Source organism: Nocardia mikamii NBRC 108933, assembly GCF_001613505.1.
Lineage (GTDB): Bacteria > Actinomycetota > Actinomycetes > Mycobacteriales > Mycobacteriaceae > Nocardia > Nocardia mikamii.
In genome coordinates, this window is sequence record NZ_BDCM01000015.1 from 220,953 (window position 1) to 243,271 (window position 22,319).

The 22,319-nt window shown below is 69.1% G+C and carries 9 protein-coding genes; 6 read left to right on the forward strand and 3 right to left on the reverse strand.

The annotated features are described in order from the left end of the window. Positions 1-129: 129 nt before the first annotated feature. From NMI01S_RS25770 to NMI01S_RS25790, 5 genes are all read left to right on the forward strand, one after another. On the forward strand, positions 130-1,194 hold the full coding sequence (locus tag NMI01S_RS25770; protein ID WP_063001280.1) for a hypothetical protein: 1,065 nt from the start codon (positions 130-132) through the stop codon (positions 1,192-1,194). Between the two features lie 608 nt (positions 1,195-1,802). Next, positions 1,803-3,299: a flavin-dependent monooxygenase QhpG gene (gene qhpG / locus NMI01S_RS25775; protein WP_063001281.1), complete on the forward strand. Its 1,497-nt coding sequence runs from the start codon at positions 1,803-1,805 to the stop codon at positions 3,297-3,299. Between the two features lie 49 nt (positions 3,300-3,348). Continuing rightward, positions 3,349-4,029, forward strand: a complete 681-nt coding sequence (locus NMI01S_RS25780; RefSeq protein WP_063001282.1) for a hypothetical protein — start codon at positions 3,349-3,351, stop codon at positions 4,027-4,029. 71 nt (positions 4,030-4,100) lie between these two features. After that, positions 4,101-5,396, forward strand: a complete 1,296-nt coding sequence (locus NMI01S_RS25785) for a cation:proton antiporter (protein WP_167669940.1) — start codon at positions 4,101-4,103, stop codon at positions 5,394-5,396. A 265-nt stretch (positions 5,397-5,661) separates the two neighbouring features. Then, positions 5,662-6,945 carry a cytochrome P450 family protein gene (locus NMI01S_RS25790; protein ID WP_439956300.1) on the forward strand — a complete coding sequence of 428 codons (1,284 nt, stop codon included), beginning with the start codon at positions 5,662-5,664 and terminating at the stop codon, positions 6,943-6,945. Positions 6,946-7,109: 164 nt separating this feature from the next. Here NMI01S_RS25790 and NMI01S_RS25795 read toward each other — a convergent pair whose 3' ends face one another. Then, entirely contained in the window at positions 7,110-8,549 is a 1,440-nt protein-coding gene (locus NMI01S_RS25795) for an MFS transporter (RefSeq protein ID WP_063920857.1), read from the reverse strand. A 316-nt stretch (positions 8,550-8,865) separates the two neighbouring features. Here NMI01S_RS25795 and NMI01S_RS25800 point away from each other — a divergent pair, with 316 nt between their 5' ends. Next, positions 8,866-10,896 carry an NADPH-dependent 2,4-dienoyl-CoA reductase gene (locus NMI01S_RS25800; protein WP_063001286.1) on the forward strand — a complete coding sequence of 677 codons (2,031 nt, stop codon included), beginning with the start codon at positions 8,866-8,868 and terminating at the stop codon, positions 10,894-10,896. Positions 10,897-10,944: 48 nt separating this feature from the next. Here NMI01S_RS25800 and NMI01S_RS25805 read toward each other — a convergent pair whose 3' ends face one another. Next, positions 10,945-11,484 carry a PaaI family thioesterase gene (locus NMI01S_RS25805; RefSeq protein WP_063001287.1) on the reverse strand — a complete coding sequence of 180 codons (540 nt, stop codon included), beginning with the start codon at positions 11,482-11,484 and terminating at the stop codon, positions 10,945-10,947. Positions 11,485-11,494: 10 nt separating this feature from the next. Further along, positions 11,495-22,303, reverse strand: a complete 10,809-nt coding sequence (locus NMI01S_RS25810) for a type I polyketide synthase (protein WP_063001288.1) — start codon at positions 22,301-22,303, stop codon at positions 11,495-11,497. Between the last annotated feature and the right edge of the window lie 16 nt (positions 22,304-22,319).

Sequence of the window (22,319 nt, forward strand, 5' to 3'; positions counted from 1 at the left end):
CTACCTCCCGGTTCCCGGAATTCTTTCACCTGCAAACGATCTGGCTGAGAATGTAGACGGGCAAACGGAATTACGAGGAGTGCGATGACCAGGTGTGCGCATTATGTCGGAAGTGTTCCAGCCGAGTTGATGACCGGGGATGCTGCGGTGCTGCAGTGGTTCGCCGATCGCAGTGCGGGCCGTCCCGTGACCGGATTGCCCTGTGATCTGGATCCGGACTGGATCCTCGACTACCTCCGCCGGCGCAGAGAGCACGAGGACGTCTTCGATGTCGTCCGCACCGGCGACTACTCCGACTACAGCGATTTCCCGAGCTACGGCTTGCGCCCGGGGGCCGAGCTGGAACCGCGGCACGTGGCGATGGACCGGCTCGACCGCATCGGCGCCGTGGTAGCCGCCTTCGACGAGGTGCGCGCCGCGCGGCCCGAACTGGACGGGACGAGATTGCAACTGAGCCAGCCCAATCCGCTGGATCTGGCGATGTTCGTCTTCGCCGGTGCGGCGGTGTCGAACGGTTTCCCGCTCGGTCCGGCACTGCGCCGATCCGATCTCATCGCGGCCGCGCTGCGACATCTGCCGGTGTTCACCGAGGCCGCACTGCACGAGATCGCGGAGGTGAACGCGCGCTACGGTGATCGCGTGGTCTGGCAGGTCGAATCACCGTTCGCGCTGCTGGGCATGGTCAAGGCCGACCAACTGGGAGCGAAATGGGCGGCGGGGCCGCTGCTGGCTCGCCAGCTGGCCGGGGTACTCACCGGCATACACGAGATCGGGGCACAGGCGGTGGTCCACCTGTGCTACGGCGATTACCAGCACAAGGCGTTGCTCAGCCCGCGTTCGCTGGCGCCCGCGGTCACCCTGCTGAAGCACACCGCCCGCCGGCTGCGCGCGGACGGCACTCCCTTTCCGGCGGTGCACATTCCGTGTGCGTTCGGTGCCGAACCCGCGCCGCAGGACGCCGCGTTCTACGCGCCCCTGCGCCGGCTGGACCCGGACTGGAATGTCATCGCCGGGGTGGTGTCACCCGATTCCGCCGACGACAGCGCTCACGCTCTGCAACTGTTCGAACAGGCGGCCGGGCGCACCGCGTTCGGCGTCGCGACCGCGTGCGGCCTCGGCCGCTGCAGTGTTGCGGACGCGCGGCGCGCTGCCGAGACGACCGCGGCACTGACCGCCGAGACGACCACCGGTTAGCACCACCCGCACGGGTCCCGGTGCCGTACGTCAGCGCCCTGACGCACGGCACCGCGGCCCGGCCCGGTCGCCCGCATACCGCAATCCCGTTCGGCCCCAATGATTCTGCGTCGCATGCCTCGCGACCAGGCTATACGCGGAAGGGAGCCGCCGGAATCCGGCGGATGCCACGCGGGAACCGGACAAAGGCCTTACTCTGGATGAGTCGGTGGAAGTGGGGTGATGCCGGATGTGACCGGACCGGGACCGCGAACCCGTCTCGGGGCCGCCGTCACCGTCTCTTCCACTTTGCTCGCCGAAAACGGCACTCACCTAACGCAACGTCGCGTCCCCTGTCGTGACCCCTAGCCGCGCATCACAGACAGCGGCATTTTCGTACTTATATCAGCTATTTTCTAGCTACTCATTGTCCGTATGAATTTACATCGAAACTTACTGTTTCCCTTGATGATTCAAGTACTACTGATAAACTGATTTCCCGTGTGCCGAGTTCGAGTTAACAAGCGGCTACGGAGGTCTCGGGTTTTGTCATAGGACATACCATCCGGACTCGGTCCGGTAGCCGATCCGGCGCACCGTCCGTTCGTACGCAGTTCCAGGGAGTTGCTATGGGGAACAACGAAATTCCGCGCGTTCTGGTGGTAGGCGGCGGCCCGGCGGGGTCCACCGCCGCCGCACTGCTCGCACGGTCCGGAGTGCAGGTGACCCTCCTGGAGCGGGATACGTTCCCGCGCTACCACATCGGAGAATCACTGCTGGCCTCGTGCCTGTCCACGCTGCGGATATCCGGCGCCTACGACAAGGTCGCCGCGCACGGCTTCCAGATCAAGCGCGGCGGCTACTTCCAGTGGCAGAACGACACCTGGTTGCTGGACTGGTCCAAGCTCGTCGATGCCGAGGCATGGTCCTGGCAGGTCGACCGGGCCGCCTTCGACGACCTGCTGCTGCGCAACGCCGCCGACCAGGGCGCGCAGGTCATCGAACAGGCGACCGTCAAGAACATCCTGTTCGACGGTGAGCGTCCGACCGCGGCGGAATGGGTCAAGGCCGGCGACGACACCGTCCACACCGCCGAGTTCGACTTCCTCGTCGACGCCACGGGCCGAGACGGGTTGCTGGCCAAGCACTTCGGCATGCGTCGCCAACATCCCGCCTTCCGCAACGTCGCGGTCTGGTCGTACTGGAAGGGCGCACATCTGCACCCGGACAGCCCGGAGGGCGCGATCAACGTGGTGTCGACCCCCGAGGGCGGCTGGTTCTGGAACATTCCGCTCGCCGACGGTCGTACCAGCGTCGGCTACGTGGTCTCGGCGCGGCTGGCCGCGGAAAAGCTGCGCGCGCACGATTCGCGCCAGTCGTACTACCTGGAGACCATCCGGGAGAGCAAGCCGATGTGCGAAATGCTCGAGGGTGCGGAGCAGATCGCCGACGTGCGGGCCGAACAGGACTACTCCTATGTCGCCGACCGGTTCTGCGGCCCCGGCTACGTCCTCGTCGGCGACGCGGCGTGCTTCCTGGACCCGTTGCTGTCCACCGGAGTCCACCTGGCGACCTATTCCGGGCTCGTGTCCGCGGCGGCGATCGCGACCACACTGCGCGGTGAGATGTCCGAGACCGATGCGCTGGCGTACTACGAATACACCTACCGCCGCGGCTACACCCGGTTCCTCTCACTGGTCTCCCGGATGTACGAGCACTACATCGGCTCCGAGGAATACTTCGCGCACGCGCACAAGCTCACCGACGTCCACGACGGTGACTCGCCCGAGCAGTCGTTCACCCGGATCATGGCCGGTCTGACCGATGTCGGCGAGACCACGGGCGATCAGGACCGTACCGGCACCGAGGTCATCGTCTCCGAGGCGGAGCGCCTGCACACCGCCCCGGACACCGACGGGGTCAACATCAAGTACATGGGCGGACTGGATATGTCGCCGGTCTGGGACCACTGGCGTGATCCGCTGTCCGACACCACGATGGGCGAGATCCGCATCACCACCGAACCGGTCTTCGGCCTGACGAGCCGTCCGCGCTCCGACGCCGAGCGCGAGGCCGTGGCGCTCCCGGTCCAACCGCCCCGCAAGGGCGCCGGCGCCGCACTGTAGCGGTGACGTCACCAGGACTCCCGGTGCGAACCGAGACGTGGAGTCGACAGTGACCGTCACAGGATCCGTCCCCGGCCCGCTGAGCGAACCGACGCCCAGCGGGCCGGGATTCCGGACGAACCCGGCCACGCAGATCGAGCGATTCCACGACCCCACGACCCGATCCCTGCTGTCGGGCGAGGACTTCACGACGACCGCGCTCGAACACATCCTCGAGACGACGTTGAGCGTGCACGTCCTGCGCCAGCACCAGGTGCCACCGCGGACACTGCCCACATTCATCGTCGACGAACTCCGGCTGCAGGATGCCGAGGGCGCGCTGGTCCGGCGCTCGCGTCTGGTCACCCCCGAACTGGCGACCGTGTCGATCAATTACGTTGTGGCCGTGCCACAATCGGCCGCAGCCAGCGGCATCGACGATGTCCGGATGCCGATCGGCCACGGCCTGCTCACCCGCGGCCTGCCGCAGCGCCGGCGCCTGCTCTGGGCGGGCATCCGGCCGTGGCCGGACGGCCGGCCCAGTGCGTCCAGGGCATACGTCATGACGCTCGGCCGCCATCCCGTGTGCTACATCCGCGAAGTTTTCCATCCCGCGGTCGTCCCACCCGCGTACACGACCGGTCCGCGGCCGGAACCGGCTCCGCAGGACGAACCGGGACCCGCCACCGTGTCGCCCGCGCATCGGCCCTCGATCCGGATCGACGACGCGGACCCACGCCGGCTGCCGTGATTCCGGCTGCCGGCATGCCGAGCCGGCAGCCGCCACTTCCGCTGCCACCGAATGCTTTCGAGGAGAATCGAGTGCCCGCTCCCACCATCACGGTCCTACTCGACTTGGTTCTCATCATGGCGGCCGCGCACCTGCTCGGCCGGCTCGCCGAAAAGATCGGGCAGCCACCGGTCATCGGCGAGATCGCGGCCGGAATCCTCGCCGGTCCCACCGTCATCGGACATCACCTGTCCACCACCCTGTTTCCCGAAGCCGGGCGCTCGTATCTGACACTGCTCGCCAATATCGGGGTGGCAGTGTTCATGTTCGTCGCCGGTCTGGAACTCGATCGGGAGATCTTCCGCGGTGCCCGCCGTTCGATACCCGCGGTTTCGGCGGCGGCCTACGCGATCCCCTTCGCGCTGGGAAGCGCGGTCGCGATCACCGTCCTGGCGCGCCACACGACCGGCGACCGGCTTCACTTCGCCCTGTTCGTCGGCTGTGCGATGGCGGTGACCGCTTTCCCGGTTCTGGCGCGAATCCTGCACGACCGCAATCTTGTTCGCACCGAGATCGGGCAACTCAGCCTGGCCTGCGCGGCGCTGGTCGACGTCGTGGCATGGTCGGTCCTCGCCGTCGTGCTCGCACTCGCGCACCCGGGTGGGGTCCAGTGGCGGCTCGTCCTGCTCCTCCCGCTGGTCGGCCTGCTGTGGTGGTTCGTGCGACCGGTGCTGGCCCGGATCTCGGAATCGGGCACCCAGCAGACGATGATCGTGCTCGGCGTGGGTGGTGCGCTCGGGCTCGCCGCGATCACCGAATGGATCGGATTGCACCTGATCTTCGGCGCTTTCGCCTTCGGCGTCATATTCCCGCGCGAACGCCGCGAGACGGTCGAGTCGGGCGTGCGAATTCTGTGCCTCCTGCTGATGCCCGGCTTCTTCGTGATCGCCGGGCTGGCCGTCGATCTCGGCTCGGTCGACGCGACGTCGATCGGCGAATTGATCGCGGTCATCGGTGTGGCGGTGGTGGGAAAGGTCGGTAGCGTCTACATCGCGGGCCGGCTGACCGGGATGCGGTCGCGAGCGGCCGCCGCCGTGGCAGCGCTGCTCAATACCCGAGGTCTGACCGAACTGGTGATTCTGAACGTGGGCTTGACCACGGGCCTCATCGGCACCCAGTTGTATTCGCTGCTGGTCATAATGGCACTGGTGACGACCGCCTCGACGGCGCCGATGCTCCGTCTGCTCGGCATATCTCGCGGCGGCGACCCGTCGTCCCGTCCGCCGCACGCCCCGGACTCTGAGCACGACCCGGACCCGGAGCGCGACCCGGATCCGGGCGCCGTGGCCGCGGCGGTGCAATCGCCGGATATGAGCGGAAAGCACTGACCCACAAGCACATCCGATCGACTCCGGACGCCGGTGGCGGTGGCCCTACTCCCACGTTCGCAGACACCGTCGCCGCGTCGCTGCTATGTTGCTTGCGTGGGCGAACCGCCAGGCACCGCACGACAGGTCATCGAAGTCTGCAGATCTGTGGGCGTCGAGACGGTCCGGCACACAGTCTTCCTCGTACCGCCCATGTGAGTGCGACAGGTGCCGCACCCGCCGAGCTCTCGTCGAATTTTTGTTCCATCCGTCTGGAGTCCCGTCTTTGACCACACCACCGTCACCCCTCCCCGAGCCTTACACCACGGCGACCGGAATGTGCCCCGTCCAGCACGGCTCGCCCTTCGATGCCGACGACGACCGATTCCCGATGTACACGGCCGAATTCGTCGCCGATCCACACGCCGCCTATCGCGAGATGCGAGGGCAGTACCCGTCCCTCGTTCCCGTCGAGCTCGCTCCGGGTGTGCCTGCCACCCTGGTCATCGACTACGCCGTCGCGGTTCGCATCCTCAACGACCCGGACCACTTTCCCTCCGATCCGCGCACCTGGCAGAAGACCATTCCGCAGGATTCACCCGTGCGTCCGATGATGGAGTGGTATCCGGCGGCCCGGTACAACACCGGTGCGCCCCATGCCCGCTACCGCGCTCCGTCGGTCGCCGCGATCGACCACATCGACCTCCACAGCGTGCCCGCGATCGTGGAAAGGGTTGCCGTTCCGCTGGTCAACTCCTTCTGTGAGCAGGGCTCGGCCGATCTCGTCATGCAGTACTCGTTCCCGCTCGTACTCGAGGTCCTCAACCGGATGGTCGGCTGCCCTGCCGACATCGGGACCCGGGTCGCCAACGGCATGGCCGCCCGGTTCGACACCGTCAGGGGTCAACAGGGTATGGACATGCTCAAGGAAGCGCTCATGGAGCTCATCGCGTTCCGGCGCGAGCAGCCCGGCGACGACGTCACCTCACACCTGGCCCATCACCCGAACGGCCTCAACGACATCGAGGTGTTCGCCCAGCTGATGTCCTTCTACGGAGCGGGCTTCGAGGCCCAGCGCAACCTCATCAACAATGCGCTGATGCTCATCCTCACCGATGAGCGATTCCGGTTCGGCGACATCCTGGGCCGCAACCTGTCCACCACCGACGCCCTCGACGAAATCCTGTTCAACGACCCGCCGATGGCGAACTTCTGCACCACCTATCCGCGGCAGCCGATCATGATCGACGGCGTGTGGCTGCCCGCCAACCAGCCGGTCCTGATCAGCCTCGCGGCGTGCAACAACGATCCGAAGATCCGCGGCGAAGCAGCGAGCAGTATCGGCAACCGCTCGCATCTGGCCTGGAGCACCGGACCGCACGCCTGCCCCGCCAAATCGGTGGCCTATCTGACGGTCCAGAACGCCATCGACCAACTCTTCGACGCGCTGCCGGAGATCCAGTTGGCCGTCCCGGCCGCACAACTGGAATGGCGGCCCGGTCCGTTCCACCGGGCGCTGGCTTCGTTGCCGGTCGTCTTCCCCAAATCGCCGCCGCTGCCGGTGATGTAGCAACCGCATCGCCCGGCCCGGGCGACCGCCGCGCGGTCGCCTGGGCGGGTGGCGAGTCGCCCCACCTAGGCAGGTCGTTCTGGGTGGGAAGTTGTGACCTCGGGGACGGCCTCCGCCCCATTGTGAGCTATTGCGACGCAATCGGTGGTGGTGCCCCTCCGGCGTCAGTTCCGAAGCGGCGCTTCGGCCGGCACACTCACCTCGGCTGGGGCGACCGGAAGCGGGCGCCGCAGGCTCGACGCCGCAATTCCCGCGGCGATACACACGATGCCGCCCGCGATCCAGATCATGTGGAACGACCGCAGCGGGTCCGAACCGCCGCGCGCGGTCAGGAACGACACGCAGGCGGCGACGCCGAGGACGCCGCCGAGTTGACGCAGGGCGCCGTTGAACGCCGTCGCGGTCGCGAATCGCGTGCCGGTGACACCCTGCACCGACGCGGTGGCCAGGCTCGGCCACACCATTCCCACTCCGACACCGCTGATGATCGCACCGGGTAGCCAGCCGAGCAGGAAATCGGGGTCCGCGCCGGCGAGCAGGGCGTAGCACAGCAGTCCGGCGGCCACGAGCACCGCGCCGGTGACGGCGACCCAGCGACCGCCGAAGCGGTCGTAGATCGCCCCTGCCGGGCGGGCGGCGAGGGTGGAGAACAGCGGAGCCGGCGTCATCGCCAAACCGGCGCGCAACGTCGAGTAGTGCCAGACCGAGGTCAGGAACAATACGTTCGCGAGCAGATACGCGTAGAACGCCGCCGCGAAGACGAAGGTGCTCACACTCGCCGAGGCAATGGTGCGGTCTGCGAGAATCCGAGCCTCGATCAACGGCGCGGGATGGGTGCGGCAGCGCTGAACCACCCACAGCACCAGAACGATTCCGGCGCCGAGGGCGCTGATCGTGCGCCAGTCGGTCCAGCCCCAGTCGTTGCCCTTGACGATTCCCAGCGCCAGCAGCCCGAAGCCGCCGGCCGAGCAGACGATCGCCACCTTGTCCGGGTTCGTGGTCGCGGTACTGTCTCTGGCCTCGGTCAACCAGAGCAGCGCCGCCACCACGGTCAACAGACCGATCGGCACGTTCACTGCGAAGACCAGGCGCCAATCGGAAATGTCGATCAGAAAGCCACCGAGGGCCGGACCAATTCCGGCCGCCAGGGCAGCGGTCGCGGCGAACAGCGACACCGCCACCCCGCGCCGCGCTTCGGGAAAGGCCGGCAGCAACAGCGCCAGTGCCGATGGCACGATCAGCGCCGCACCCAGGGCCTGGAAGCCGCGGAAGACCACCAGCAAGCCGGCCGTCGGCGCGAGGGCACACAACAGCGAGGTGGCCGCGAAAACCACGAGCCCGGCCACGAACAACATTTTCCGACCGAATCGGTCCGCATATCGCCCGGCCGGGACGAGCAATGCCGCGAACACGATGTTGTAGATGTTCATCACCCACGACAGCGAATCCAGCGACCACGACGAGAAATCCGCGCGGATGCTGGGAAAAGCGATATTGACGATCGTGGAATCGAGAAATGCGATGAATCCAGCCATCGAAGTCACCGCGACAACAGCCACGGTTCCCGCCTTGCCGGCCCTCGCCACAGGTACGTCTTCCGCCATATTTCCGAACTTTCTACGACGTCCCCGGAGTACCGCTGCACGCCGGGCCGTATACGATCAACCTGGCGCGATGGTGCCGGACACGAGCGGCGAAACCACTTCCGCCACCACGAATGTCAACCACATCACACAGTAGGAAACGGCGCGGCCACGTCAACTTTCCATCTATTACCATATGTGGGAACAGTCTGTTTCGGCGCAATTTCCGGAATGCTGGAGGCGAGCCTACCCACCCCCGTCGCACCGCAACGGTAACCGGGAGGTGAATTTTCCTCGAGCCGTTGCGAAAGCGAAAACGGGTCATTAGGTTCGGCCCATGAGTTCAGCTTTCCCGCGCCTGCTGTCATCGTTCGACTTGGGGCGCACGACTCTGCGTAATCGGGTCGTCATGGGCTCGATGCACACCGGACTCGAAGACCGCGATTGGGATATCGACCGGCTGGCCGCGTTCTTCGCCGAACGCGCCCGCGGCGGCGTGGGACTGATCGTCACCGGCGGCTATTCGCCCAGCCGGGAAGGCTGGCTGTGGCCGTTCGCCTGCGCGATGCTGGACGAGACCGATGCCGAACGGCATCGCACCATCACCTCCGCCGTCCACGAGGCGGGCGGCAAGATCGCGCTCCAGATCCTGCACGGCGGGCGCGATTCCAACATCCCCGGCAACCTGGCGCCCTCGGCGGTGCCCTCCCCCTTGACCGCCTTCGAGCCGCGCGCGTTCACGCCGGAACAGATCGAAACCACGATCGCCGACCATGTTCGCTGCGCCCGCCTCGCGGAGCTGGCCGGTTACGACGGCGTCGACATCATGGGCGGCGAAGGCTTCCTGATCAACCAGTTCCTCGCGCCGCGCACCAACACCCGCACCGACGACTGGGGCGGGTCGGCGGAGAACCGGCGCCGGTTTCCGCTCGAGGTGGTGCGCCGCACCCGGGCCGCGCTGGGAGCGGACATGTTCATCATGTTCCGGATGTCGCTCGCCGAATTCGTCGAGGACGGGCAGACATTCGCCGAGATGATCGAGTTGGCGCGGGAGCTGGAGTCCGCCGGGGTCGACGTCATCAATACCGACATCGGCTGGCACGAGTCCCGGGTACCGACGATCGCCACCTCGGTGCCGCGGGCGGCGTTCGTCGACTTCACGGCCGCGATCAAAGCGGAGGTCGGCATCCCGGTCTGCGCGTCGAACCGGATCAACATGCCGGATGTGGCCGAGGGCATTCTCGAACGCGGTGCGGCCGATCTGGTCTCGCTGGCCAGACCGCTGCTGGCCGATCCGGACTGGGTGAACAAGGCCGCGGCCGGGCGGGTGGACGAGATCAACACCTGTATCGCCTGCAATCAGGCCTGCTTGGACCACACCTTCACGCGGCAGACCGTGTCGTGCCTGGTGAACCCGCGCGCCTGCCACGAAACGCTGCTGCAGTTGGCACCGAGCCGCCACGCCAAGCGGATCGCGGTGATCGGCGCCGGGCCGGCGGGGTTGTCGGCCGCGATCGGGATGGCCGAACGCGGGCATCGAGTGGAGCTGTTCGAGGCGAGCGATCGCATCGGCGGACAGTTCGACCTCGCCCGACGCATCCCCGGAAAAGAGGAGTTCGCCGAATCCCTGCGCTACTTCCGGCGCACCCTCGAAACCACCCGTGTCGATGTCCATCTCGCCGTGCGCGCGACCGCCGACCGGCTCGCGGCGGGCGAGTGGGACGAGGTGGTGGTCGCCACTGGCGTCCGGGCCCGCATCCCCGATATCGAGGGCATCGACCATCCGATCGTCATCTCGTACCCGGAGCTGCTGCGTGGCGAACGACAGGCCGGGCCCCGAGTCGCCGTCGTGGGTGCGGGCGGTATCGGCTTCGACGTCAGCGAATTCCTGACCACGGACCACGCGGGCGAACCGAGCCTCGAACAGTGGCGCCGGGAGTGGGGCGTGACCCGCGATCTTCACGCCCGCGGTCAACTCACCGCACGGACACCGACCCCGGCGATCCGGAAAGTGACTCTGTTGCAACGGAAGACGGGACCGTTCGGGATGTCGTTGGGCAAGACCACCGGATGGATTCACCGGGCGGCGCTCGACGGCAAAGGGGTCGAGCAGATCGGTGGCGTCAACTACGAACGCATCGACGCGCGCGGACTGCACATCAGCTTCGGCCCGCAGCGGGAGCGCCCGCGTCTGATCGAAGTGGACAATGTGGTGATCTGCGCGGGCCAGGACCCCGTGCGCGACCTCGCCGACCAGCTCGAAAGCCGTGGTCTGCGCGTGCATGTCATCGGTGGCGCGGCGGAGGCCAAGGAGTTGGACGCCAAGCGGGCGATTCTGCAAGGAACGCGGCTCGCGGCCGAGATCTGACATCGGCGGCCGGCCCGGGCTCACGCGGGCCGGGCCGGCCGTTCGAGTTCAGCTCCGGCCGGCGCCCATCCGAACGAAGGTCGCGGTGGCCGTGGCGTACAGCCGGTCGCCCTCGTCGACCAGGCGGGCCTGCGCCGTCGCGGTCGTGCGCCCGACATGGACCGACTCGCCGATGGCGCGCAACGGCCCCTGATTGTGGGCGATGCCCCGGATCAGGTTCGTGTTCATGGACACGGTCGTGATCATGGACTTGTCGTCCACCGAGAGTTGGACCGCGCCCCACATCGCGACGTCCAGCACCGCGCCCGCCACACCGCCGCCGACCACACCGAGAAAGTTGATGTGGCGTTCGTCGGGCGTGAGCAGCAACGTCATCCGGCCGGGGTCGGCGTCGGCGACGGCCACGTTGAGCAGCTTCGCCAGCGGCGGCAGCGGCAGATCACCGGCCCGCAGGCGTTCGACCAGGTCGTCGCGGGACAGCTGCACCAGGCCGAGCACGGCGACCGACGGGTCCTCCCACCGCAGTCGCAAAGTTCTGGTGCCGTCCGTGGTTTCGATCGCCGACCCCGCCTCGGAACCAACCGTCATCGCCGGTCACCTACCTTTCTGCTATCTGTTTGTCGATCAGGGCGAACAGTTCGTCGGCGCTCGTCGCCGATTCCACGGCGACGAGATCGTCGGGTCGGGTCGGCGAATCCGGTTCCGCCACCGCCTCTTCCGTGACGGCCTCTTCCGTGACGGCCTCTGCCATGGCCGCGGAAACCCGTTCGGCCAGGAGGGCTTTGTCGTCCGACGACGGCATCGACGCCAAGAGAGCGCGCAACGCGGCGATCTGGTCATCGATGGCGGCGGCGGTGGAATTGTCCGTCCATTGCGAACAGATCACATTCGCGATCGCGGCCGCCGTCGGATAGTTGAACACCAGCGTCGACGGTAGCCGCATACCGGCGGCCGCCGAGAGCCGATTGCGCAGTTCCACACCGCCCAGCGAATCGAAACCGAGGTCGCTGAAGGGTGTTTCGGCATCGATGGCGGCCGCGGATCGGTAGCCGAGCACGGCGGCGGCCTGTTCCCGCACATAGTCCAGGATTACCGGATAGCGGTCCCGTGGCGCGGTGGCCGCCAGCACCTCGGCCAGCTTGCCCTCGGCCCCACCGCCGCTCGTCGTGCGCCGGGAGCGAGCCGGAACCAGCCCGGACAGCACCTCCGGGAGCAGTCCCGAGCGTGCCTGCGTCGTCAGCGCCTGCTTGTCGAACAGCACTGCCGCGCTGACGGTATCGTCACCGGCGAGCGCGGCATCGAACATCCGCATCCCGTCCTCGACACCGAGCATCCGCAAGCCCATCCGTTCGAGCCGGGCCAGCGCGGCGCGGTCCATCGCACCGGTCATGCCGGTGTCCTGATCCCAGAGCCCCCACGCCACCGACAGTCCGGGCAGACCGGTCGTCCGGCGGCTGTGGGCCAGGGCGTCGAGGAAGGCGTTCGCGGCCGTGTAGTTGGCCTGTCCGGGTGAGCCGAGCAGCGCTGCGGCCGAGGAGAAGACGACGAATGCCGCCAGCTCCCGATCCCGGGTCAACTCGTGCAGATGAATCGCGCCGTCCACCTTCGGCGCCAGCACGCGGTCGATCCGTTCCGGTGTGAGCGATTCGATCGTGGCGTCGTCGAGCAGCCCCGCCGAATGGATCACCCCGGTCAGCGGATGCTCGCGGTCGACGGAATCCAGGACGGCCGCCACCTGATCGCGGTCGGCCGCATCGCAGGTGGCCACCCGGACGCGGGCGCCCAGATCGGTCAGCTCGGCCACCAGTTCCGCAGCACCCGCGGTCGCCGCGCCGCGCCGCGAGAGCAGCAGCAGGTGCCGGACGCCGTGCGTGCGGACCAGGTGCCGGGCCGTCACCGCGCCGAGCCCGGTGGTGCCGCCGGTGATCAGGACGGTACCGGTGCCGAAGGTGGCGGCGGTGTCCGTGGTGTCCGCCGGGGGCGCGACGGCACTGCCGGCGTCGACCAGACGCGGGACGAACAGCCGTTCCTTCCGGACGGCCACCTGCGAATATCCGGATTCCACGACGGCCGATACCAGGTCACCGGCGATCTCGGCCGCCTCCGGGTCGTAGTCGAGTGCGACGAATCTGTCCGGCTGCTCCGACTGCGCACTGCGGACGAGGCCGGCCACCGCAGCGTGCACCGGTTCGGCTGCCTCGCCCGTCACGCTGTCCGCCCCACGCACCGCCACCACGAGTCGGGTCTCGGCGAGCTGCTCGGCGCTCGACCAGGACCGCAGCAGCTCCCAGGCGGCGTGCACGGCGGACCGCACATCCGCCGGCCCGGGCACCGCGCCGATCCGCGGTCCGAGTTCCGGAGACCACACGACGACATCCGGAATCTGTTCGGCCGCAACGAGTTCCGCGAAATCGGCGAATCGGCGCTCGACCCCGGGCACGGTCGCGGCACCCAGCACCGCGACCGAACCCCGCGAGACCCGATCCGGAACATCCACCTCGACCCACCGCACCGAGTACGGTCCGGGCTGCCCGGCGCCCGAGCCGCGCACAACCGCTCGGTCGATCGGGCGGGAACGCACCGCGTCGATGGTCAGCACCGGCGCGCCCTCCGAGTCGAGAACCACCACGGCCGTCGCGTCCTCACCCAGGGGCACGGTGCGGACCCGCACGGCGGTCGCGCCCCGGCGATGCAGCCGCACGCCGGCGAACGAGAACGGCAGCGGGACTCGATCCGGGTCCGCTCCGGTGGGCACGGCGTCCAGGGCCGCGTGCAGGCAGGCGTCCAGCAGGGCCGGATGGATCGTGAAACCGGTGGTGGACGTACCGGCCGATTCGTCGAGCGACACCTCGGCGAAGGTCCGGCCCGCATGCGTGCGCAGCGCGGTCACGCCCTGGAAGGCCGGACCGTATTCGAAGCCTCGGTCCGCCAGCCGATCGTAGAGCGCGGCGCCGGCGCCGCGTTCGCCCTCGGCCGTCCAGCCGGTATCGACCGCGGGAAGTGCGGCCGCTTTGGTAAGGACACCATCGGCGTGCAGGACCCAGGGTTCGGCCTCGTCTTCCCGATCGGCTCGTGAACCCACCGCGCGCGAATGGATCGACAAAGCGCGACGGCCGTGATCGTCCGGCGCGCGCACGGTCAGCTGCAGTTCCACCTCGGCGTCACCGCCGAGCAGCAGCGGTGCATGCAGCACCAGCTCGTCGATCGCCTCGGCATCCAGCTGTGCACCGGCGGCCAGAGCCAACTCGGCGAAGGCCGTCCCGGGGAGCAGGACCGAGCCGAATACCGCGTGATCGGCGAGCCACGGCTGCGCCGGCACCGAGACGCGGCCGGTGAACAGCCATTCCTGCGTGCCGGCGAGCGGTACCGCGGCGGTGAGGAACGGGTGCCCGAACGAACCCACCGCGGTCTCGGGTACGGGCCGCACCCAGTACCGTTCGCGCTGGAAAGCATAGCTGGGCAACGTGATCCGGGAGCGGCCGCGGCCGGCGAACAGCTGCGGTAGCCGGACCGGAATCCCCGCCGAATAGGCATGACCGAGCGCGGCGATCAGCTGCACCGGCTCATCGACAGAGCGGCGTGCACAGGGCAGGACGATCGACTTCGCCGCCGCGTCCGGATCGTGCGCAAGGCAGTCCTGAACCATGGCGGTGAGCACCGCGTCCGGACCCACTTCCACGAACCGCCGGACACCGGCGGCGAGCAGGCTCGCGACGCCGGGAGCGAACCGGACGCAGCCACGCACCTGGGCCACCCAGTGCGCGGGGTCGCACACCTCGTCGCCCACCGGGGCGCCCGAGACGTTCGACACGATCGGCAGGGCGGGTTCGTGATAGGTCAAACTCTCCGCGACCGTACGGAATTCGTCCAGAATCGGGTCCATCAGCACCGAATGCGAGGCGTGCGAAATGCGCAGCCGCGTGTTCTTGCGGCCCAGCTCGGTGAGCTTGCGGCCGATCTCGTCGACGGCATCGATGCGGCCGGACAGCACCACCGATTCGGGGCCGTTCAGCGCCGCCAACGACACCCGGTCCTCGAATCCGTCGAGCAGCTGCTCGGCCTCGGCCTCCGAGATCGCGGCCGCGTGCATCGCACCACCGGCCGGTGCCGCACCCATCAGCCGGCCGCGCGCCGCGACCAGCGCACAGGCGTCCGGCAGCGACCAGACGCCGGCCACGTAGGCCGCCGTCAGCTCGCCGAGCGAGTGGCCGGTGACCACGTCCGGCCGGAATCCGAAGGATTCGAGGAGCCGGTAGAGCGCGACCTCGAAGGCGAACAACGCCGGCTGCATGTGATCCATTCGGTCCAGCACGCCGTCGGGGTCGGTGAACATCACCTCGCGCAGGGAACCGCCGAGATGCCGGTCGAATTCGCCGCACACCTCGTCGAGCGCCGCGGCGAACACCGGAAATGCCCGGTACAGGCCGGCGCCCATGCCGACCCGCTGCGCGCCGCCGCCGGTGAACAGGAACGCCGTATCCCCCACACCGGCCGTCGCGGTCACCACACCGGGCGCGGCGGCCCCGGCGGCCAGTGCGGTCAAGCCGGCCAGCAGCTCGTCGCGATCGGATCCGACCACCACGCCCCGGCGATCCAGCAGGGCCCGGGTTCCCAGCAGCGCCCGCGCCACAGCCCAGGGATCGAGCTCGGGCCGGTCGGCCAGCCAGGCGCGCAATCGCCGCGCCTGGGCGCGCAGAGCGGATTCCGACTTCGCCGAAACGACCAGCGGCACCGCATGATTGCGATCCTCGGGTGCCTCGGCGGCGGGCACCGCGGTCGCCGCCGGCGCCTGCTCGATGATCACGTGGGCATTGGTTCCGCTGATCCCGAACGAGGACACTCCGGCCCGGCGCACTCGGGCCCCGGCCGGCCAGGGCTCCGCCTCCGACAACACCCGAACGGTGTCCGCCGACCAATCCACGTGGGGCGACAGCTCGTCGAGATGCAGTGTGCCGGGCAGGGTTTCGTGCCGTAATGCTTGGACCATCTTGATGACCCCACCCACTCCGGCCGCCGCCTGGGTGTGGCCGATATTGGATTTGAGGGCGCCGACCCGCAACGGCCCGTGCGTCCGCTGACCACCGTAGGCCGCGATCAACGCCTGCGCCTCGATCGGATCACCCAGCGCGGTACCGGTGCCGTGCGCCTCCACCGCGTCCACCTCCGCAGCTGTGAGCCCGGCGTCGGCGAGTGCCGCCGCGATCACCCGCTCCTGGGAGGGGCCGTTGGGAGCCGTCAACCCGTTGCTGGCGCCGTCCTGGTTCACTGCGGTGCCGCGAACCACAGCCAGCACATTGTGGCCCAGCCGGCGGGCATCCGAAAGGCGTTCGACCACCAGAACGGCCGCACCCTCCGCCCAGGCCACGCCGTCGGCGGCGGCCGAGAAGGACTTGCAACGGCCGTCGGGCGCCAGCCCACGCTGCCGGGAGAATTCGACGAATACCAGCGGGGTCGACATCACCGTCGCGCCACCCACCAGTGCCAGCGAACTCTCGCCCTGGCGCAGCGCACGACAGGCCACGTGCAATGCCACCAGCGACGACGAGCAGGCGGTGTCAACCGTCAACGCCGGACCCTCCAGTCCCAGGGCATATGCCACGCGTCCGGACACCACACTCGCCGCGGCGCCGGTGCCGACATACCCCTCGATATCGGCGCCGGCCGTGCGGGTCAGCGACTCGTAGTCCTGATACATCAGGCCGGTGTAGACGCCGGTATCGGTACCACGCAGGGTCGTCGGATCGATCCCGGCGTGTTCGAGTGCTTCCCAGGAGACCTCCAGCAACAGCCGCTGCTGCGGATCCATCGCGAGGGCCTCGCGAGGACCGATCCCGAAGAACCCGGCATCGAAATCCGCCACCCCATCGAGGAATCCGCCCTCGTGCGCATACGACGTGCCGGGGTGCTCAGGATCGGGATGGATCAGCCGGCCCAGATCCCATCCGCGGTCGGAGGGGAATTCGCTGATCGCGTCCGTGCCGGAGAGCACCAGATCCCACAGTTCGTCGGCCGAGGTGACACCACCGGGATATCGGCAGGCCATGCCGACGATGGCGATCGGTTCCTCGGAGCGAACCCGGCGAGTGGGGCGAGTCGCCGCCGTGCCGGTGCTCGCGATCCGCGAGCGCAGGTACCGGGCGACGGCCGCCGCGGTCGGATGGTCGAACGCCAGCGTGGTCGGCAAGGACAAGCCGGTCGCCTTGGTGAGGCGGTTGCGCAGCTCCACCACGCCGAGCGAATCGAAACCCAGTTCACTGAACGGCTTTTCGACGTCGATCGCGTCCCCGGAGGGGTGACCCAGGACGTCGGCCACCTGTGTCCGGACGAACCCCAGCACGATGGCTTCATGGGATTCCACCGGTGTGCCGGTCAGCCGCCGGGCCAGGTCACCGGTGCCGGCGCCCCGGCGCGCGGCGGGCACCAGCGCCCGCAGCAGTGCCGGCAGCTCCCCGGTGTGGGCCAGGGTCGACAGGCTTGCCATATCGAAATCGACAGCGGCCGCATACGGCGTGTTCAGACCACACACCGCGTCGAAGAGGGCGAGACCGTCGGCTTGCGCGATCGGACGAAAACCCATGCGCGCCAGCCGGGTAACGGCCGCGTCGGAGAGCGCGGAGGTCATGCCGCCCGCGCTGTCCCACGGACCCCACGCCACCGACACCGCGGGCAGGCCGGCGGCCGTCCGATGCCGGGCCAGGGCGTCCAGGGCGGAGTTCGCGGCGGCGTAGTTGCCCTGGCCGGCCGAACCGAACACCGCCGAGATCGAGGAGAACAGCACGAATGCCGACAGGTCGCGGTCCGCGGTCAGTTCGTGCAGGTGCAGCGCCGCGTCCACCTTGGGGGTGAGTACCCGATCGATCCGCTCCGGGGTCAGGGTGTCGGCCGTCCCGTCGTCCAGGACGCCGGCCGCGTGGATCACGGCGGTGAGGGCGGGGCCGTCGGCCAACTGTTCGAGCAACCCCGCGACCGCCTCGCGCGTACCCAGGTCGCAGGCGATAACGCGCGGTCTGGCGCCGAGTTCGGTCAGCTGCGTGACGAGTTCGCGGGCTCCCGGAGCGTCCGGACCGCGTCGCGACACGAGCACCAGATCGCCGACCCCGTGTTCGGCGGCCAGATGCCGCGCGACCGCGGCACCGAGGCCGCCGGTTCCGCCGGTGATCAGCACCGCACCCGATCCGAGATCGACCGCGGACACGGCGTTCGACGCGTGGCGTCGGAGCCGGGGCGCATGGAATCGACCGTCGCGCAACGCCAACCGGGGCTCACCCGCTGCCAGGGCGGTCACGATGATCGTGTCGGTCATCTCGGCCTCGTTGCCGCAGTCCAGGAGTGTGATGCGGCCCGGATATTCGGCCTGGGCACTGCGCATCAGGCCGGCGATCGCCGCCGCGGCCGGAGCCGGCGCCTCGTCCGGCAGGTCCGCGCCCTGCCGGGTCACGACCACCAGCCGGGACTCGGACTCTCCGGCCCACGCGAGCCAGGTCCGCAGCTCGGTCAGCGCGGCATGCACGCCGGCACGGACCGCCGTCGCGGAGAGAGCGCCGCCGGGTTCGGTCGGGGCGAACCAGACGACCGTCCCGGCTTCACCATCGTCGTGTCCGCCGGCGGCCAGTGCGGCCATGTCAGGGTGGTGTTCGCGGAATCCGGCACTCGACGCCGTCCCGACCGCGATCATCGCGCTGGTATCGGCGACCGTGGCATCCGGTTCCACCGGCTCCCAGTGCATTTCATACAGCGACCGGCGGGCGATCGACCGGCCGTCGTCGAGCGAGCGGCGGTCCACCGCGCGGACACGCACGGCGGCAACCACGGCCACCGGTGCCCCGTCGGCGTCGACGAGGTCCAGTCGCACACCGTCGGCATCGATCCGCCGGATCCGGACTCGCGCTGCCGTGACACCGGCCCGGTACACCCGCACCCCGTGGAACGAGAACGGCAGCGGGACCGTACCGGCCGGCAGATCGGCTGCGAGCTCGTCGGCCGCCGCGTGCAGGGCGGCGTCGAGTAGCGCCGGGTGGACCCCGAAATTCGGTCCGTCCGCCCCGGCCGCATCGGGCAGCGCCAGGTCGGCCACGACCTCGCCGTCGGTGCGACGAACCGCGCGGACGCCGCGGAAGGCCGGGCCGTATTCCAGTCCGCGCGCGGCGAGTTCGTCGTACAGCGTCACCGCGGCGCTCGCTGCTTCCGCCGGGAGGTCTACCGGGTCGGCGACGGCCGGTTCGCCGATCGCGTCCGGGGCGAGGACGCCGTGCGCATGAATGGTCGACTCGGTGCTCGACTCGTGGTCGCCGGCGAGTCGCGAGGTGACAGTGAACCGCCGACGGCCCGCGTCGTCGGGAGCGTCGACGCCGATCTGAATATCGATCTCGGCGTCGCCGGCGACGACGAGTGGTGTCTGCAGCACGACCTCGTCCACCAGCTCGAGTCCCAGGCGGGCTCCGACAGTCGCGGCCAATTCGACGAACCCGGTGCCCGGCAGCAGGACGGTGCCGAAGACGGTGTGGTCGGCAACCCAGTTCTGGGTCGCCGCCGACAGCCGGCCGGTGAACAACCATTCGTCCTTGCCCGCGACCGAGACCGCCGCGCCCAGCATCGGGTGATCGACCGCGACCAGTCCGGCCCGGCGGAGATCGCCGAGACCGTCGGTCGGCGCGACCCAGTACCGCCGCCGCTGAAACGCGTAGGTGGGCAGCGCGATCCGACGAACGGGCCGCTCACCGTGCGCCAGCGCCACGTCGACGTCGAGACCACCTACCCAGGCGGTGGCGAGGCAGGTGAGCAGCTGGACGGTCTCGTCCACGGTGCGGCGACCGGCGGCCGCGACGACCGACCGGCCGTCGATCTCCGGCTGTTCGGCGAGACAACGACGGGTGAGGGCGGTGAGCACGGCGTCTGGGCCCACCTCGACGAAACGCCGCACACCGGCGCCGGCCAGTGCCCGCACTCCCGGCTCGAACAGAACGGCCGAGCGCACCTGACGCACCCAGTACGCCGGATCGGTCAGCTCGCGGTCGGCGCGTTCACCGGACACGTTGGACACCACCGGAATCGAGGGAGCCCGGTACGTCAGGCCCGCGGCCACCCGATGGAATTCCTCGAGCATCCCGTCCATGTGCGCCGAGTGGAAGGCGTGGCCGACTCGGAGCCGATTCGTCTTCACACCCTGGTGCCCGAATCGCTGTTCCGCCTCGGCCACCGCCTCCTCGTCTCCGGACAGCACCACCGCGGCCGGACCGTTGACCGCAGCGAGCGACAGTCGCCCGCCGGACTCGGCCAGTACCTGGGCGACGGCGGCCGCGTCGGCGGCCACCGCCAGCATCGCCCCACCCGCCGGGAGCGCACCCATCAGCCGTCCGCGCGCCGCCACCAGCGCGCACGCGTCGGGCAGCGACCACACGCCCGCGCGGTGGGCCGCCGCCAGTTCGCCGATGGAATGACCGAGCAACAGATCCGGGGTGAGGCCGAACGATTCGAGCAGCCGGCACATGGCCACTTCGAAGGTGAACAGCGCGGGCTGGGTGTATTCGGTCCGGTCCAGCAGTCCGCTGTCGTCGTCGAACATCAGCGCGCGCAGCGACCGGCCCAGCATCGGATCGAATTCGGCGCAGATCTCGTCGACGGCGGCGGCGAAGACCGGGAAGGACCGGTACAAGCCGCGGCCCATCCCGGCGCGCTGCGCACCCTGTCCGGTGAACAGGAACGCGGTGCGACCGGAGCCGACCGATCCCCGCACCACCTCGGCGCCGCCGGTCGCCGGATCACCGGCCAGCGTCGCCAGGCCCGCGAGCAGTTCGGCCCGATCGCGGCCCACCACAGCCCCGCGCCGGTTCCAGCGACTCCGCGTGGTGAGCAGGGAACAGGCCACGTCGCGCGGATCGGCGTACGGATGGTCGAGCAACCACTGCCGCAACCGGCCGGCCTGCCCGGCCAGGCCCTGCTCGGTGGGCGACGACACCATCAGCGCGACGACACCACCTGCGGGAGCGGAGGATTCGGCAGCGTTGCCGATCGCCGGATCCTCGGCCGGCGCCTCCTCCAGGATCAGATGAGCGTTCGTGCCGCTGGCGCCGAACGACGACACACCCGCCCGCCGGATTCGCGTACCCGGCTCCCAGGGTTCGTTGTCGAGCAGGAGCCGGACCGCACCCGCGGACCAGTCCACATGCGGTGTGGGCTCGTCCACGTGCAGGGTCTTGGGCAGCATCCGATGACGCAACGCCTGCACCATCTTGATCACCCCACCGACACCCGCGGCCGCGGAGGTGTGGCCCACATTGGATTTCAGCGACCCCAGGCGCAGCGGCTGCTGACGCCCCTGCCCGTAGACGCCGATCAGTGCCGTCGCCTCGATCGGATCGCCCAGTGTGGTCCCGGTGCCGTGTGCCTCCACCGCGTCGATATCTGCAGGGGTGAGGCCCGCGTCCGACAGCGCCTGCCGGATGACCCGTTCCTGCGACGGCCCGTTCGGGGCGGTGAGACCGTTGCTCGCCCCGTCCTGATTGACCGCGCTTCCGCGAATGATCGCCAGCACCCGATGGCCGTGCCGCAGCGCATCGGACAACCGTTCCAGCACAACCATTCCGAGGCCCTCGGAGAAGCCGGTTCCGTCCGCGGCGGCCGCGAACGCCTTGCAACGCGCATCCGCGGACAGGGCGCGCTGCCGCGCGAAGGCGATCAGCAGCGACGGATCCGACATCACCGTGACGCCGCCGGCCAACGCCAGGTCGGTCTCGCCCTGACGCAGGGCCCGGCAGGCCAGGTGCAGCGCCACCAGCGACGAGGAGCACGCGGTGTCGATCGAGATCGCCGGGCCCTGGAAACCCAGCGTGTAGGCGATGCGGCCCGACAGCACGCTGTTCGAAACACCCAGGTAGGCATGGCCTTCCGCCTCGGCGGTGAGCTGCGGGGACCCGACCCGCGGGCCGTAGTGCTGGTGGATCACCCCGGCGAAGACGCCGGTATCACTGCCTCGCAGCGACACCGGGTCGATGCCTGCGTCCTCGAGCGCCTCCCAAGCCGCCTCGAGCATCAGCCGCTGCTGCGGGTCCATCGCCGCGGCCTCGCGCGGGCTGATGTCGAAGAAGCCGGGATCGAAATCGCCCACCGCATCCAGGAATCCGCCCTGCCGGGTGTAGATGGTTCCCGGCACATCCGGATTCGGGGCGAACAGCCGCCGCAAATCCCAGCCACGGTCGGTCGGATAGTCGCCGACGGCGTCGACGCCGTCGGCGACCAGCTGCCACAGCTGTTCGGGCGAGTGCACTCCGCCCGGGTAGCGACACGCCATTCCGACGATCGCGATGGGGCTGCCGACCCGCTCGGTGAGTTCGCGCAGTTGCTGCTTGGTTTCGGAAAGCTCCTTGGCGGTCTTCTTCAGGTACCGGCGGAGTTCGTCGTTGTCGGCCATCGGTGGGCTCCTGGTC

What these genes read in the sequence shown, in the direction of transcription:
- NMI01S_RS25770 (WP_063001280.1), top strand. Translation starts at nt 130, where the DNA reads ATGACCGGGGATGCTGCGGTGCTGCAGTGGTTCGCCGATCGCAGTGCG.
- qhpG (WP_063001281.1), top strand. Translation starts at nt 1,803, where the DNA reads ATGGGGAACAACGAAATTCCGCGCGTTCTGGTGGTAGGCGGCGGCCCG.
- NMI01S_RS25795 (WP_063920857.1), bottom strand. Translation starts at nt 8,549, where the DNA reads ATGGCGGAAGACGTACCTGTGGCGAGGGCCGGCAAGGCGGGAACCGTG.
- NMI01S_RS25800 (WP_063001286.1), top strand. Translation starts at nt 8,866, where the DNA reads ATGAGTTCAGCTTTCCCGCGCCTGCTGTCATCGTTCGACTTGGGGCGC.
- NMI01S_RS25805 (WP_063001287.1), bottom strand. Translation starts at nt 11,484, where the DNA reads ATGACGGTTGGTTCCGAGGCGGGGTCGGCGATCGAAACCACGGACGGC.
- NMI01S_RS25810 (WP_063001288.1), bottom strand. Translation starts at nt 22,303, where the DNA reads ATGGCCGACAACGACGAACTCCGCCGGTACCTGAAGAAGACCGCCAAG.